13 protein-coding genes are annotated in these 14764 nt (G+C 73.2%); 4 read left to right on the forward strand and 9 right to left on the reverse strand.

From position 1 onward, the window contains the following. Positions 1 to 35: 35 nt before the first annotated feature. Together ABIC52_RS07860 and ABIC52_RS07865 are read right to left on the reverse strand one after the other, a co-directional pair. Positions 36 to 554, reverse strand: a complete 519-nt coding sequence (locus ABIC52_RS07860) for a PH domain-containing protein (RefSeq protein WP_126890675.1) — start codon at positions 552 to 554, stop codon at positions 36 to 38. A gap of 4 nt (positions 555 to 558) precedes the next feature. Continuing rightward, entirely contained in the window at positions 559 to 1413 is an 855-nt protein-coding gene (locus tag ABIC52_RS07865; RefSeq protein WP_126890674.1) for a biotin--[acetyl-CoA-carboxylase] ligase, read from the reverse strand. A 74-nt stretch (positions 1414 to 1487) separates the two neighbouring features. Here ABIC52_RS07865 and ABIC52_RS07870 point away from each other — a divergent pair, with 74 nt between their 5' ends. Then, complete coding sequence (locus tag ABIC52_RS07870; RefSeq protein WP_126890673.1) at positions 1488 to 3083, forward strand: acyl-CoA carboxylase subunit beta; 1596 nt, start codon at positions 1488 to 1490, stop codon at positions 3081 to 3083. Beyond that, complete coding sequence (locus ABIC52_RS07875; protein WP_126890672.1) at positions 3083 to 3358, forward strand: acyl-CoA carboxylase subunit epsilon; 276 nt, start codon at positions 3083 to 3085, stop codon at positions 3356 to 3358. The genes ABIC52_RS07870 and ABIC52_RS07875 overlap by 1 nt, the downstream gene beginning before the upstream one ends. 495 nt (positions 3359 to 3853) lie before the next feature. Here the strand turns inward: ABIC52_RS07875 and ABIC52_RS07880 are convergent, their stop codons facing one another. From ABIC52_RS07880 to ABIC52_RS07895, 4 genes are all read right to left on the reverse strand, one after another. Then, positions 3854 to 4900, reverse strand: a complete 1047-nt coding sequence (locus ABIC52_RS07880; protein WP_354027057.1) for a DUF8320 family protein — start codon at positions 4898 to 4900, stop codon at positions 3854 to 3856. Continuing rightward, entirely contained in the window at positions 4897 to 6195 is a 1299-nt protein-coding gene (locus ABIC52_RS07885; protein WP_209824135.1) for a sensor histidine kinase, read from the reverse strand. The genes ABIC52_RS07880 and ABIC52_RS07885 overlap by 4 nt, the downstream gene beginning before the upstream one ends. A 5-nt stretch (positions 6196 to 6200) precedes the next feature. Then, positions 6201 to 6917 carry a response regulator transcription factor gene (locus ABIC52_RS07890; RefSeq protein WP_058728855.1) on the reverse strand — a complete coding sequence of 239 codons (717 nt, stop codon included), beginning with the start codon at positions 6915 to 6917 and terminating at the stop codon, positions 6201 to 6203. Positions 6918 to 7039: 122 nt separating this feature from the next. Then, positions 7040 to 8299 carry a class I SAM-dependent RNA methyltransferase gene (locus ABIC52_RS07895; RefSeq protein WP_126890669.1) on the reverse strand — a complete coding sequence of 420 codons (1260 nt, stop codon included), beginning with the start codon at positions 8297 to 8299 and terminating at the stop codon, positions 7040 to 7042. Between the two features lie 14 nt (positions 8300 to 8313). Here ABIC52_RS07895 and ABIC52_RS07900 point away from each other — a divergent pair, with 14 nt between their 5' ends. Both ABIC52_RS07900 and ABIC52_RS07905 read left to right on the forward strand, forming a co-directional pair. Continuing rightward, entirely contained in the window at positions 8314 to 9123 is an 810-nt protein-coding gene (locus ABIC52_RS07900) for a Maf family protein (protein WP_354027058.1), read from the forward strand. A 79-nt stretch (positions 9124 to 9202) separates the two neighbouring features. After that, complete coding sequence (locus tag ABIC52_RS07905) at positions 9203 to 10981, forward strand: acetyl/propionyl/methylcrotonyl-CoA carboxylase subunit alpha (RefSeq protein WP_354027059.1); 1779 nt, start codon at positions 9203 to 9205, stop codon at positions 10979 to 10981. A gap of 75 nt (positions 10982 to 11056) precedes the next feature. On the opposite strand, the gene ABIC52_RS07910 is transcribed toward ABIC52_RS07905, so the two are convergent. The 3 genes from ABIC52_RS07910 to ABIC52_RS07920 all read right to left on the reverse strand — a co-directional run bounded on the left by ABIC52_RS07910 (position 11057) and on the right by ABIC52_RS07920 (position 14739). Then, positions 11057 to 11989 carry a hypothetical protein gene (locus ABIC52_RS07910; protein ID WP_126890994.1) on the reverse strand — a complete coding sequence of 311 codons (933 nt, stop codon included), beginning with the start codon at positions 11987 to 11989 and terminating at the stop codon, positions 11057 to 11059. A gap of 177 nt (positions 11990 to 12166) precedes the next feature. After that, a complete protein-coding gene (locus ABIC52_RS07915; protein WP_354027119.1) occupies positions 12167 to 13819 on the reverse strand; it encodes a phospho-sugar mutase in 1653 nt (550 codons plus the stop codon). Between the two features lie 92 nt (positions 13820 to 13911). Then, positions 13912 to 14739 carry a purine-nucleoside phosphorylase gene (locus ABIC52_RS07920; RefSeq protein WP_209678347.1) on the reverse strand — a complete coding sequence of 276 codons (828 nt, stop codon included), beginning with the start codon at positions 14737 to 14739 and terminating at the stop codon, positions 13912 to 13914. Between the last annotated feature and the right edge of the window lie 25 nt (positions 14740 to 14764).

Here is a 14764-nt window from a genome sequence, read left to right on the forward strand (position 1 = left end):
GGGACACGGTGATCATGAGGTGAACTCGGCTCCGGTCAGTACCCGCCGACGATCTCGTCCCAGTCCGGCTCCCGGTGCCGACGCCGGGCCTCGTGCGCCTCGACGAGGTCGTGGAGCACGGCCACCACGAGGTCCGCGTGCGGGACGTCCCCGAGCACGACGGGCGTCTCCTCGCCGGGGAAGACGAGCACGTCCCCGGACCGCCACACGCCCTGCAGCCCGCGCCGGCGCACCGTCACGTCGTACCCCCGCGAGTGCAGGAGCTCCCGGCGCGTGCGCGTCCCGAGACCGTGCACCACGACGAGCCGCCGGGTGGTCACGACGTACCGCTCCGACATCCAGCGCAGCAGCGGCACGAGCCCGCCGAGCACGACGAGCAGCACCGTCAGGCCGGCGACCACCGCGTTCAGCCAGGCGAGCTGCGCACGGAAGACACCGAAGCCGAACCCTCCGGCCAGGGCGACGAGCACCACGAAGACCGCGGGGCGGACGAGCCGGCGCGCGTGCGGTCGGAGCCGCGCGACGACGCGTTCGGGCGGCGGCTCGGCGGTCATGCCGTCATGCATACCGCAGGTGGGTGAGGTCCCCCACCGCGACGCCCCTAGATCGCCCGTCCCGATCCCGGATCGTGATCCGACCGTCGTCGTCGATGCCCGTGGCGTCGACGACGTCGACGGTGCCGTCGGGCAGCTCCAGACGGACGCGGCGACCGATCGTGCCGCAGGCCGCGCGGACGCGGGACCGGACCGCCCCGGCACCCGGACCTCCCGCGACCAACGCGCGCACCGCCTCCAGGACGGCCGCGGACCAGTCGGCCAGGACCGCGTCGGCCAGCGTGACGGCGTCGTCGCGTGCGCCCGCGACCGCGAGCGACGTGGACGTCGGCGTGGGCAGCGCGTCGGCCGGGATCGTCAGGTTGACGCCGGCGCCGACGACGACGCTGCCGTCCGCCGCCACCTGGCAGAGGATGCCGCACACCTTGCGCCCGTCGACCAGCACGTCGTTCGGCCACTTCACGAGGACGCGCGGCTCCGTCGGGGACGTCGCGTCGGCCTCCGGACGGGAGGCGCGACCCGGCTCGTCGACGTCCGCCAGCGCCGCGGACACCGCGTCGCGCATCGCGGTGCCGGCCACCAGGGGCAGCCACCCGCGGTCGCGGGCGTCCAGGTCGGCGCGCAGGAGCAGGCTCACCGCGAGGGTCTGCCCGGCGGGCGCGGTCCAGGACCGGTCGAGCCGCCCGCGCCCGGCCGTCTGGTCGAGCGTGGCCACGACGCTGCCGTGCGCCCGATCGGGCGCGGCGGCCAGCAGGTCGGCGTTCGTGGACCCGGTGCGCTCGACGTGGTCGAACAGCCCGCCCGCGGCCTCGACGACGGCACGGGCACGCGGCAGGACCGACGGGACGGGTGTGGACATGCACGCAAATCTACGGCCAGGAACCGTGGGGGTCCTCCAACCGGCCCCGTCCCGCCCGCCGGTAGGGTGAGCGGGTGACCACAGGAGACACCCCCGACCTCTCGACCACGGCCGGTCGCCTCGCGGACCTGCGCGACCGCTACCACGAGGCCGTGACCGCCGCGGGCGAGGCCGCCATCGCCAAGCAGCACGCGAAGGGCAAGGGCACCGCCCGCGAGCGCATCGAGCAGCTCCTCGACGAGAACTCCTTCGTCGAGTTCGACGAGTTCGTCCGCCACCGCACCACCTCGTTCGGCATGGACGCCAAGCGCCCCTACGGCGACGCCGTCGTGACCGGCGTCGGCACGATCCACGGCCGCAACGTCGCGGTCTACGCGCAGGACTTCACCGTCTTCGGCGGATCGCTCGGCGAGGTCGCCGGCGAGAAGATCGTCAAGGTCATGCAGCACGCGCTGAAGACCGGCGTCCCGATCATCGGCATCCTCGACTCCGGCGGCGCCCGCATCCAGGAGGGCGTCGTCGCCCTGGGCAAGTACGGCGAGATCTTCCGCCTCAACACGCAGGCGTCCGGGGTCATCCCGCAGATCTCCATCGTGATGGGTCCGGCTGCCGGCGGTGCGGTGTACTCCCCCGCCCTCACCGACTTCGTGATCATGGTCGACAAGACGAGCCACATGTTCGTCACCGGCCCGGACGTCATCAAGACCGTCACCGGCGAGGACGTCGGGTTCGAGGAGCTCGGCGGGGCCCAGACGCACAACGCCGTCTCGGGCGTGGCGCACTACCTGGCCGAGGACGAGACCGACGCGCTCGACTACGCACGATCGCTCGTCGGGTTCCTGCCGGACAACAACCTGTCCGACCCGCCCGCGTACGACGTCGCACCGGAGCTCGAGACGACCGACGCCGACCACGAGCTCGACGTCGTCATCCCCGACTCGACGAACCAGCCGTACGACGTCACCACGATCGTCGAGCACATCGTCGACGACGGCGAGTTCCTCGAGGTCCAGCCGCTCTTCGCGCCGAACATCATGATCGGCTTCGGCCGGGTCGAGGGCCGCACGGTCGGCATCATCGCGAACCAGCCGCAGGCGATGGCCGGGACGCTGAACATCGACGCCGGCGAGAAGGCCGCGCGCTTCGTCCGGTTCTGCGACGCGTTCGGCATCCCGATCCTGACGCTCGTGGACGTCCCCGGGTACCTGCCCGGCACCGACCAGGAGTGGACCGGCGTGATCCGCCGCGGTGCCAAGCTGCTGTACGCGTACGCCGAGGCGACCGTGCCGCTCGTCACCGTCATCACGCGGAAGGCCTACGGCGGCGCGTACATCGTGATGGGGTCGAAGCAGCTCGGCGCCGACATCAACCTGGCATGGCCGACCGCCGAGATCGCCGTCATGGGCGGTCAGGGTGCCGTCAACATCCTGTACCGCGCCGAGATCAAGCGCGCGGAGGAGGCGGGCGAGGACGTCGCTGCGGTCCGCACCCGGCTCGCGAACGAGTACACCTACAACGTGGCGTCGCCGTACCTGGCTGCCGAGCGCGGCGAGCTCGACGGCATCATCCAGCCGCACGCAACGCGCGTCTCCGTCATCAAGGCGCTGCGGGCGCTCCGGGGCAAGCGCGCCTCGCTGCCGCCGAAGAAGCACGGGAACATCCCGCTCTGATGGGCAGGCACGCAGCACACGTCCCCGCGGACGCCTCCGTCACCGAGGAGGCCACCGCCCCCGTCGCGGCCGACGTCCGCGTCGTCTCCGGCGACCCGTCGCCCGAGGAGCTCGCAGCCGTCGTCGCTGTCCTCCAGCGGCAGGCCGACGAGGCCGCCGCGCTCGGCCGGGCCGAGGTCACCGACTCGCCGCGTGCCGGGTGGGACACGTCCGCCCGCGGCCTCCGTCGTCCGCTCGACCACGGCCGTGGCGCCTGGAGCCGATCGCTGCGCTGACCACCCCGTGGTGTGCACGAACCGCACGCCGCACCCGAGACCCCCGCCGATCACCGGCGGGGGTCTCGTGCGTTCCGGGGAGTGGCGCGTTCTGGGTCTCGTGCGATCGGGGGTACCGCCGGCGCGATGTACCCCTGTCGCACCGCGCACCGCCGACCCTGCCGCCCGGTTGCGCGGTGCACTTCCCGGTCGGTCTCCCCTCCATCGGGGGACAAGGCCGGTGCGGAGCCGCCGGTCCTGCGTGATTTGTCCCCCATAATGACGACTGACACGGCTCCGCTCTGCGGGCATAGTTGTTCGTGTTCGGTGTCCTTCACAGAAGAACATCGTTGGTCGGTGGCCGACTAGGGTACGACGCCTCCGACCAGCTGCGAGCCAGGGCGACATTCGGGTTGTCGCTCAGGCTCGGGTCGTGAACGGGCCGGCCCCTCGGGACCGGCCCGTTCCCCGTTTCCGGACCGTCCGGTCTGGTGTGGCCTCGTCTCGCGAGCGTCCTCAGACCGCCGCGCGGCGCGGGATCTCGGTCCAGAGCACCACGGAGTCGTCCTCGTCGTCATCGTCGTCGGCACCGGCACCGAGTGCCGCGGACTCGCTCGCCGCGGTGTCCAGTCGCAGCCCGACGATCGTGACCGCCGCCTCCGACCCCTCGCCGACCGTGCGCACGATGACGTTGTCGGCACCCCGGGCACGGCGCAGCGCGTCCGCGACCTCGGCGTGCACGCGGCGGAGGTCGTCCATCTCGAGGTCGTCGAGACCGCCGTCGTCGTGCAGCTGCACCGTGGCGCCACGACGGCGCAGGCGCATGACCTCGTCGCGGACGTCGTCCGACAGCAGCGCCCGACCGCGGATCTCGTCGCGGATCGCCTGCTCGAGGTGCAGGCACTCCGCGCGCTCGGCGTCGGTCAGGTCCCCGTCCTGCTCGATCACCCGCTGCAGCATCGGCAGCGCCATCCTCGTGGTCTGGCTGAGGCGGAACTGCCGCTCGAACACGTGCGCGTCCTGGGCAGCCTGCCAGTCCGCGGTCTCCTGCTCGGCGCGGAGGAACTCCTGGGTGGTCCGGGTCGCCCGGGCCATCGCCACGGCGAACCCGGTGGCGACCGCGACCCACGTCAGGTTGCCGACGAGGCCGAGCTCCCCGAACGCCCCGGGTCCGCCCCAGGCCACGCCGAAGAGCGTGACGAAGACGACGCCGACCCATGCGAAGGCCCGGCGTCCGCGGACGACGAGCACGACCATGAGCGTGCCGATCGCGGCGATCCACCAGGTGGTCGAGTCGTTCTTGTCCGCGAGGTCGACCACGGGTGCGGCGATGACCGGCATGACGAGCGCGGTGGCGAGGCAGAAGCAGGCCGCCCAGACCGGCAGCGTGCGGCCGGGCAGGAAGATCGCCACGGCGCTGGCCGCTGCGTAGAGCGCCATGCACGTGAGCACGGGGCCGACCTCGCGGACCACCCCGAACGACGCCACGCCGAGCACGAGGTGGAAGAGCGAGAACAGCGCGGCGAGCCCGATCGCGATGCCGGCCGGCAGCGAGACCCTCATGCGCGCTCCTCCGGGTGCCACTCGAGCCGGATCCGCGTCCCCGCCCCCGGGTTGCTCGCGACCACCGCCGTCCCGCCCACGGCCTGCACGCGCTCGATGATCGACCGACGGACGCCGAGCCGTGCGGCCGGGACGGCGCCGAGGTCGAAACCGGCGCCGTCGTCGCCGACCTCGACGTGCACGGCGCCACCGCGCTGCTCGACCCGGACCCACCGGTCGACCTCCGGCCCTCCGGCGTGCTGCACGCTGTTGACCGAGGCCTGCAGCGCCGCCGAGGCCAGCGCGTCCGCCACCGTCGCGGGGAGCCGCATGCCCCCGACCGGCGCATCACGGAGGTGCACCGGGGCCGCGAGCGCGCCGACCGCCGCGGTGATCCGACCACGGAGGTCGTGCACCGTCACCGGCGGGGCCTCCCCCGGCAGGTCGGCCGCGGCGGCACCGAGGTGGTCGATGGCGTTGCGGGCCATGCGTGCGGCGAGGGCCTTCGCCTCGGGTGTCTCCGCCCGCGCGGCCGAGAGCAGCGTCGTCAGGACGCTGTCGTGCACGATCGCGTCCACCTGCACCCGCTCGACCTCGGTCGCGTGCTCACGGATCGCGAGCGAGTAGCGCCGGACCGCGGTGGCCTGTGCCGTGTCCACGGACGCGGCCGCCCGGCGGAGGAGCACCGCGATGACGAGGACCGCACCGCTGAGGATCGCCGTGTAGACGCCCTGGAGCACCGCGCTGGCCCCGGCGTCGCCACCGGCCGGGGTGAGTCGCACGACGGCGTACACGGCGGGCACGAGTGCGGTGTAGACGGTCGCGCGCCACGGGGCGAACCCCATCGCCGCCGCCGTCGACCCCACGGTGAGGAACCACCACGGCCAGGGGTACTGGTCGTCCGGGATGTCCTCGCGGACGGTGAGCGGCCAGGTGACGAGCACGACGAGGAGCAGCAACGCGCACACGATCTGGGCGACCTGCGCCCAGCGCTGCGCGAACGCGGACACCCCGACCGCGACGAACGAGGCGCCGAGGGCCACCGCCGCGACCGGTCCCCACACCGGGTCGAGGTACGGCAGCTGTCCGACGACCTGCGGTGCGTAGACGGCACCGTAGGCGACCGCGGCGATCGCGATGAGGATCGCGAACAGCCGCTCGACCGACGCCTGCGTGATCGTCGGACGCACCCCGCGCAGGGGGTCGGCGCCGAACGGTGCCGGCTCGGCCGGGATCGCGCCGTCCGCCGGTCGCGCCGCTCCGGCTGCTCCCGCCGGGGCCCCTGCCGACCGCGCCGGCCCGGCCGTGGTGGCCATACGGGTCAGCGGCCGTCGGTGTCGGGGTCGATGCCCGAGTCGAGCCCGGGCAGGATGCCGTCCTCGACCGCGCGGCGGAGCAGGTCGACCTTGGTCGGCGCGGGACGGCCCACCTCGACGTACTTCACGCGGATGCGGTCGAGGTACTCGCGCGCCGTCGAGTACCCGATGCCGAGCTGCTGGGCCGCGAGCTTGAGCGGCAGTCCCGAGGCGTACAGGTGCAGGATCTCGCGCTCACGGCGACCGAGCTGCGCCTTGGCGAAGTCCCGGTCGGCGTCGATCGCGCTCGCCCACTCGAGGTTGTTGAGGACGTCTCCGCGGGCGACGGTCGCGACGGCGGCCATGACGGTCTTCGTCGCCGACGACTTCGGGATGACCCCGGCCGCCCCTGCGGCCAGGGCCTCGCGCACGCTCGCGACGCGGTCGGCGATCGAGTGGACGAGCACCGCGGAACCGGTGCCCTGCACACCCTTCACGTTCGCGGTCACGGTCGAGCCGTCGCCGAGCGACAGGTCGAGCACGACGACGTCGACCTCACGCCCGCCGAGCTGCGCGACGTACTCGGGCACGCTCGCGGCGGTGAGCACCACCTCGAACCCCTCGTTCTGGCACGCCGCCTGGATGCCGAGCCGCACGGACTCGTGGTCGTCGACGATCGCGACGCGGACGGGCCTGGTGGCCAGTCCGGTCGCTCCGCTGCTGGTGTTCGTGTCTGCTGCCACGGTGGCCTCTCGTTCCGATGCACGCCCGGCCCCTGTCGCCGGGAGCGATCACCGACCAAGGATACCCAGGTCGGACCCAGACTCGGAGTTGTGGGACACCGCGTCACACTGCGGCCTCGGGGTCAGGCGATCGGCACCAGGCGCGCGACCGCCTCGAGGTGGTGGGTGTGCGGGAAGAGGTCGAACGCCCGCAGTGCCTCGAGCCGGTACCCGAGGTCGGCGAAGGTCGCCACGTCGCGCGCCAGGGCGACCGGGTCACACGCGACGTACACGACCTGGGCGGGCTGGAGCGCCGCGACCTGCACGACGACCTCGCGCCCGGCACCCGAGCGCGGCGGGTCGAGCACGATCGTTCCGGCGCGGAAGCGCTGCAGCTCGGGTCGCGACGCGTCCGCGGCCGTCCGCGCGAGCCAGCGGTCCACCCGGCCGGTCTCGGCGCGCGCGCCGATCCACTCCGCCAGGTTCTCCTGCGCGTGCTCGGTGGCCCGGGGCGCGCTCTCGACGCTGGTGATGCGGGCCTTCGGGCCGACGACGTCCCCGAGCGCGGCAGCAAGCAGTCCGACGCCGCCGTACAGGTCGAGGTGCTGCCCCTCCGGGTCGAGGCGGTCACGGTCGACCAGGTCCTGCACCGCCGCGGTGAGCACGGCCGGGGCCTGGCGGTGCACCTGCCAGAAGCCGTTGTCGTCGACGGTGAACGAGCGCTCCCCCACGAGCTCGGTCACGACGGTGGGCTTCTGCTCGTCGATCACGAGCCGGGCCCCTTCGGCGCCGCTCGGTGCGAGGACGTCGACGACCGACGCGCCGGGCATCGCACCGCGTCCGAGCGGCGCGCTCTCCTGCACGCGCGCGGCGGCGAGCGGGAGCGAGGTCACCGGCACGACCGTGTGGGAGCGCGAGGCGAACGGGCCCGCCGTGCCGTCCTCGTCGACGTGCAGCCGGACACGCGTGCGCCAACCGAGGCCGTTCGCCTCGTCGTCGCCGGGAGCGGCCTCGACCACGACGTCGTGCCCGAGGACCTCGGTCAGGTCGGTGCGGGCGAAGCGCGAGAACGCGTCGACCAGGACGTCGTGCTTGAGCGTGCGCTGGTGCGGCAGGGCGATGTGCCCGAACTCCGCCCCGCCGGCGCGCACCGCGGGGTCGCGGTCGAGGGCGGCCTCCGGCCAGACGTGGTCGACGCGGTGCTCGCTCGGGGTCACGACGGACACCGTGTCGGCGCGCCAGAACGACTTCTTCCGGTCCTCGGTCACGCGCGCCACGACGCGCTCGCCCGGCACCGCGTCCGAGACGAAGACCACGCGCCCCTCGTGCCGTGCCACCGAGATGCCGCCGTGGGCGATCCCGGTGACGTCGAGTTCGAGCAGCGTTCCGACGGATTCACCCATGGTTCGATGTTCCCATGCGTCTGTACCTCGCGAGTACCTCCCCCGCCCGCCGCGCCCTCCTCGCGCAGACCGGCATCGAGCCGGTGCTCGTCGCACCGGGGGTGGACGAGGACGCCGCGGTCGCGGCCGCGCGGGCCGAGCTCGGTCGCGACCTCACCGGCCCGGAGCTGGTCGGGCTCCTCGCGGTCGCCAAGGCGCACGCGGTCGCCGACGCCCGGGTCGCCGGCTCCGCCGTCGACGGCTTCGTGTTCGGCGGCGACTCCGCCTTCGAGGTCGACGGGGTCCTGCACGGCAAGCCGCACGACCCGGAGGTCGCGAAGGAGCGGTGGCGGCGGATGCTCGCCGCGGGCGGCGGCACCCTGTGGAGCGGCCACTGCGTCGTGGACCGGCGGCTGGACCGCGGACCGGCCGACGCCGTCGACGCGGGTGGGGACCGGCCGGGAGGCGCGGGGCGGACCGGCACCGTGCCTCCCGTCCGGCGGGTGGCCGCGTCGGGCGGTGGGCCGCTCGGCACCGCCGGCCACCTGGGCGACGTCGCGCCCGGCGGGTCCACGCTGGTCGCCGCCGGCGACCACGTCGTGGCGGTGGACAGCGCGGTGCTGACCTTCGCCGAGGACGTGTCCGCCGACGAGATCGACGCCTACGTGGCGACGGGCGAGCCGCTCGAGGTCGCCGGGGCCTTCACGATCGACGGGCGGGCCGCCGCCTACATCACCCGGATCGACGGCGCGCCGTCGGCCGTGGTCGGGCTGTCACTCCCGGTGCTGCGGTCGATGCTGCTCCGCGGCTTCGGTGTCGCCTGGCACGACCTGTGGGAACTGTAGACATCCACACTGCTCGGCGTGCTTTCTTTGTACGTGCCGGTCAAAACCGGCCGCCGCTGCACGAATACGCTGACGTACCATGCCCCGTATCAGCAAGGTCCTCATCGCGAACCGCGGCGAGATCGCCGTCCGCATCATCCGCGCGGCCCGCGACGCTGGCAAGGCCTCGGTCGCGGTGTACGCCGACCAGGACCGCGACGCCCTCCACGCCCGCCTCGCTGACGAGGCCTACGCGCTGAACGGCACCACGAGCGCCGACACCTACCTCGTGATCGACAAGATCATCTCGGTCGCCCGTCGCTCCGGCGCGGACGCCGTGCACCCCGGCTACGGGTTCCTCGCCGAGAACGCGGACTTCGCCCGTGCCGTCATCGACGCCGGGCTCACCTGGATCGGCCCCTCGCCGGAGTCGATCGAGCAGCTCGGGGACAAGGTCTCGGCGCGGCACGTGGCCGAGAAGGTCGGCGCGCCGCTCGCGCCGGGCACCATCGAGCCCGTCGCGGACGCCGCCGAGGTCATCGGGTTCGCGGACGAGGTCGGTCTGCCGGTCGCAATCAAGGCGGCCTTCGGCGGCGGCGGCCGTGGCCTGAAGGTCGCACGCACGCGCGACGAGGTCGCCTCGCAGTTCGAGTCGGCGACGCGCGAGGCGATCGCCGCGTTCGGTCGCGGTGAGTGCTTCGTCGAGAAGTACCTCGACAAGCCGCGCCACGTCGAGACCCAGTGCCTGGCCGACGAGCACGGCAACGTCGTCATCGTCTCCACCCGCGACTGCTCGCTGCAGCGTCGCCACCAGAAGCTCGTCGAGGAGGCCCCGGCGCCGTACCTGACGCCCGAGCAGCAGACGCGCCTGTACGAGTCGTCGAAGGCGATCCTCCGCGAGGTCGGCTACGTCGGCGCCGGCACGTGCGAGTTCCTCATCGGCGCGGACGGCACGGTCTCGTTCCTCGAGGTGAACACCCGCCTGCAGGTCGAGCACTGCGTCTCGGAAGAGGTGACGGGCATCGACCTCGTCCGCGAGCAGTTCCGGGTCGCCGAGGGCGGCACGCTCGACTACGAGGACCCCACCCCGCGCGGCCACTCGTTCGAGTTCCGCATCAACGGCGAGGACCCGGGCCGCAACTTCTTCCCGGCGCCCGGTCCGGTCCACGCCTTCACCGCTCCCTCGGGCCCCGGCGTCCGCGTCGACTCCGGTGTGGTCTCGGGCGACGTCGTCTCCGGCTCGTTCGACTCGATGCTCGCCAAGCTCGTCGTCACCGGTGCCACCCGCGAAGAGGCGCTCGAGCGTTCCCGTCGTGCCCTCGCCGAGTTCGAGGTCACCGGTCTGCCGACCGTGCTGCCCTTCCACCGCGCGGTCGTGTCGGACCCCGCGTTCGCGACGGACGACGAGACGCCGTTCAGCGTGTACACGCAGTGGATCGAGACCGACTTCCAGAACGACATCCCCGCCTGGAGCGGCTCTCCCGAGGAGCTCCCCGCACCGGCGGCGCGCGACAGCGTCGTCGTCGAGGTCCAGGGCAAGCGCATCGAGGTCACCATGCCCTCGATCGTCGGCGGTGGCGCCGCGGGTGCCGCGGGTCGTCGTCCGGCCGGCCCGTCCGCTCCCCCGAAGCGTCGTTCGTCGGGCGTCCGCGGTGGCCTGGCCTCGTCCGGCTCGGTGACCTCGCCGATGCAGGCCACGGTCGTGAAGCTCGCGGTCGCCGAGGGTGACACCGTGGTGAAGGGCGACCTGCTCGTCGTCCTCGAGGCCATGAAGATGGAGCAGCCCGTGCAGGCCCCGCGCGACGGTGTCGTGACCGGCCTGAACGCCCCCGTCGGCCAGACGATCTCGTCCGGCCACGTGCTGCTCGAGCTCGCGTAGCGCGGGGCCGCGCGGCGCGCACGACCGCGCCCCCTCACGAACATCGCACCCCGGTCCTCCGGGGTGCGATGTTCGTCAGAGGGCGCGTCGCGCAGCCAGCCGCCATGCGCTCGCCCAGTTCCACCCGAGCGGCAGACCCGCCTCGGAGAGCAGTCGAGGCAGCTGGCCGGCGGGCAGCGCATCCGTCCAGGTGACTCGAGCGAAGCCTTGGACCTCGTCGAGCCGACGGATCCGATCCTCGCGCCGCTTCTCGTCCCAGAGGGTCTCGCGTCCCGTCATGGTGTACTTCTGGCGACCGTCGAACTCGACCACGACACCGTGCTCCGGGTACCAGAGGTCGACGCGGTCACGGAGCACTCCCTGGTGACGGAACTCGTGCTGCAGGACGGGCGACGGTGCACCGAGTACGATGCCGCCCCACCGCGTGATGCTCTCACCCGGCGACTCGGCACTGCCGTCGGCCGCCTCGACGAGGGTCCTTGCCCGGCAGTGGTTCCTGGCCGACCGCGCGTCGAGGGCCGCACGCAGGTCGGCCTTCGAACAACCTCGTCGGAGGACGGCGTCGAGCACGACCACGGCGCGCCACGGATGTTCCGACAGCGCGACGTCGACCCCGGTCTCGGCGAGCGTCCCGACGAGCACACCATCGATCCGGACAGCATCGGGTCGCCGGCCGGCCCCACCCACCCGTTGGATCCGCGGCTTCACCTGCCCGCGGTCGCGGTCCGGATCGGTCACGACGACCCGGTCCCCGAAGGATCCCACCCACGGTAACCCGTGCATCGCGACCGCGGACCGGTGGCTCACGATCACCGCCGGTGCGTGCACCTCGACGAAACTCCTGACCAGGATGCGGTGCTGCTCTTGCGCGGAGGCCTCCGTCCAAGCAGCCCGCGGGACGTACGAGCCGCGGTGCAACCGTACGAGCTCGCCGTCCTCGGCAGCCCGTCGGACACCCGCTGCGACGCTGTCGGGGAGACCGGAAGTGTGGATCGGCTCGATGGTCATGCCGGCAGCGTGCACGACACGAGGTACCGGGAGCGCTCGGAACCCGCTCCCTGTGGAGAGCGCCATGCGATCGCGCCCCCGTACGAACGTCGCACCCGTGTGCTCAGGGATGCAACGTCTGTACGGGGGCGCGATCCCCGACCGGCGGCACGGCCACGGGCCGCCGCAGCCGCGCCGCTACGACACGAGGGGGCGCACGTCGGCGGCGAGGGCCTCGACGAGCGCCTGCGCCTCGGCAGGGGTGTCGGCCACGGTGTCGATGTAGACCTTCACCTTGGGCTCGGTGCCGCTCGGGCGGACGATGACCCGTGCGCCGCCGTCGAGGTCGTAGCGCAGGATGTCGGACGGCGGGAAGCCCGAGGCTCCGTCCGAGTAGTCCGTCACCGAGACCACGGCACGACCACCGAGCGACGAGGGCGCCGACGACCGCAGGGACGCCATGACCTCCCCGATGCGCGACAGGTCGTCCACGCGGGTCGACACCTGCCCGGAGGCGAACGCCCCGAACTCGGCAGCGAACGCGTCGAGCTGGTCAGCGACCGTCTTCCCGGAAGCGGCCAGCGAGACGGCGAGGTCGAGCAGTGCGAGCGCGGCCGAGATGCCGTCCTTGTCCCGGACGACCGTCGGGTCGACCAGGTAGCCGAGCGCCTCCTCGTAGCCGAACACCAGGTCGGGCACGCGGGAGACCCACTTGAAGCCGGTCAGCGTGTCCCGGTACTCGAGCCCGTACCGCTCGGCGACCCGGGCGAGCGCGGGCGAGGACACGATCGACGCCGCCAGCGCACCCGTCACGCCAGCACTCTGCGCGCGAGCAGCTGCCCGCCAACCGAGCAGCCAGCCGACCTCGTTGCCGGAGAGACGGCGGAACGACCCGGCGCCGTCGGGGATCGCGAGCGCGAGGCGGTCCGCGTCGGGGTCGTTGGCGATCACCAGGTCGGCGCCGACGGCGACACCGCGCGCGACCGACAGGTCCATCGCGCCCGGCTCCTCCGGGTTCGGGAAGGACACGGTGGGGAAGGCACCGTCCGGCTCGATCTGCTCGGGCACCACGGCGGGCTCCGCGAACCCCGCGGCGGCGAACACGGCGCGAGCGGTCTCCCACCCGACCCCGTGCATGGCCGTGTAGACGACCTTCGGCTGGGCGGCGACCGGGAGGGCCGGGGCCGGCACCGTCGCGGCCGTCGCCTCGACGTACGCCCGCGTCAGCTCCGGGCCAGCCACCGTGTAGTCCGTCGCGCGGACGAGGTCGCGCACGTCGCCCGCGGCGACCGCGTCGATCGCCGAGGCGATCTCGCCGTCGACCGGCGGGACGATCTGGGAGCCGTCGTCCTCGCCCCCGAGGTACACCTTGTAGCCGTTGTCCCGCGGCGGGTTGTGGCTCGCGGTCACCATCACGCCCGCCCCGACACCGAGGTGGCGCACCGCGAACGCGAGCACCGGCGTGGGCAGCGCCGACGGCAGCAAGGTGACCTCGAGCCCGAGGCCGCGCATGACCTCGGCCGAGTCGCGGGCGAAGACGTCCGAGTTGACCCGGCCGTCGTACCCGATCACGACGCTGCGGTCGCGTCCGGTGTCGATCAGGAAGCGCGCGAGACCGGCGGCGGCCTGTGTCACGACGACGCGGTTCATGCGCTGCGGGCCGGCGCCGAGCTCGGCGCGCAGCCCTGCCGTGCCGAAGGCGAGGCGTCCGGAGAAGCGTTCGCGCAGCGAGTCCGCCGCGGCGGCGTCCCCGGACGATGCGGACGCGACGAGCGCGTCCAGCTCGGCACGGGTCTCGTCGTCCGGGTCCTGCTCCGACCAGGACCTGGCGGCGGTGAGCACGGCCTCCAGACCGTCAGCAGCAGCGCGGTCCCGGACGGGCTCGGTCCCCTCGCCCAGGTCGCCGTCCGCGATCGCGCCGTCCGAGGCGCCGTCGTGCCGGGTCACAGCGCCGCCACCACGCGGGCGAGGAGGTCGGCGATGACCGGCTCGGCCTCGCGCCCGGCCTCGAGGACCTCCGCGTGCGAGAGCGGGGTCTTCTGGATGCCGGCGGCGAGGTTCGTGATGAGCGAGAAGCCGAGGACCTCCATGCCCGCCTGACGGGCGGCGATCGCCTCGAGCGCGGTCGACATGCCGACGATGTGACCGCCGATGGTCTTCGCCATCTGCACCTCGGCCGGGGTCTCGTAGTGCGGGCCGCGGAACTGCGTGTAGACGCCCTCGTCGAGGGTCGGGTCGATCGACTTCGCGACCTCGCGCAGCCGCGACGAGTACAGGTCGGTCAGGTCGACGAACGTGGCGCCCTCGAGCGGGCTGTCCGCCGTCAGGTTGATGTGGTCGCTGATCAGGACCGGCGTGCCCGGCTTCCAGTGCTCCTTGATGCCACCGGCACCGTTCGTGAGCACCATGACCGTCGCACCCGTGGCCGCAGCGGTGCGGACGCTGTGCACCACGCGACGGACGCCGTGGTTCTCGTAGTAGTGCGTCCGCGCACCGATGACGAGTGCGTGCCGACCGTCCTGCAGGCGGATCGACCGAACCGTGCCGGAGTGGCCGGGCACCGCCGAGGCACTGAAGCCGGGGACCTCGGCCGCGGGGATCTCGGACACCGTCTCGCCGATGATGTCGGCTGCCCTGCCCCAGCCCGAGCCCAGGGTCAGGGCGATGTCGTGCCGCTCGATGCCGGACCGGTCGGCGATGACGGCGGCGGCGTCGCGGGCGACCTCGAACGGGTCGGCGGCGGGGTCGTTCAGCGGGTTCTCCGTGCTCATGCCCCAACTCTAGAGGCAGCGTCGG

The organism is Curtobacterium oceanosedimentum (genome assembly GCF_040545555.1).
GTDB lineage: Bacteria > Actinomycetota > Actinomycetes > Actinomycetales > Microbacteriaceae > Curtobacterium.

Bases quoted from the DNA above. Each gene is read 5' to 3' on its own strand.
- ABIC52_RS07860 (WP_126890675.1), bottom strand. From the start codon at position 554: ATGACCGCCGAGCCGCCGCCCGAACGCGTCGTCGCGCGGCTCCGACCG.
- ABIC52_RS07865 (WP_126890674.1), bottom strand. From the start codon at position 1,413: ATGTCCACACCCGTCCCGTCGGTCCTGCCGCGTGCCCGTGCCGTCGTC.
- ABIC52_RS07875 (WP_126890672.1), top strand. From the start codon at position 3,083: ATGGGCAGGCACGCAGCACACGTCCCCGCGGACGCCTCCGTCACCGAG.
- ABIC52_RS07880 (WP_354027057.1), bottom strand. From the start codon at position 4,900: ATGAGGGTCTCGCTGCCGGCCGGCATCGCGATCGGGCTCGCCGCGCTG.
- ABIC52_RS07885 (WP_209824135.1), bottom strand. From the start codon at position 6,195: ATGGCCACCACGGCCGGGCCGGCGCGGTCGGCAGGGGCCCCGGCGGGA.
- ABIC52_RS07895 (WP_126890669.1), bottom strand. From the start codon at position 8,299: ATGGGTGAATCCGTCGGAACGCTGCTCGAACTCGACGTCACCGGGATC.
- ABIC52_RS07900 (WP_354027058.1), top strand. From the start codon at position 8,314: ATGCGTCTGTACCTCGCGAGTACCTCCCCCGCCCGCCGCGCCCTCCTC.
- ABIC52_RS07905 (WP_354027059.1), top strand. From the start codon at position 9,203: ATGCCCCGTATCAGCAAGGTCCTCATCGCGAACCGCGGCGAGATCGCC.
- ABIC52_RS07910 (WP_126890994.1), bottom strand. From the start codon at position 11,989: ATGACCATCGAGCCGATCCACACTTCCGGTCTCCCCGACAGCGTCGCA.
- ABIC52_RS07920 (WP_209678347.1), bottom strand. From the start codon at position 14,739: ATGAGCACGGAGAACCCGCTGAACGACCCCGCCGCCGACCCGTTCGAG.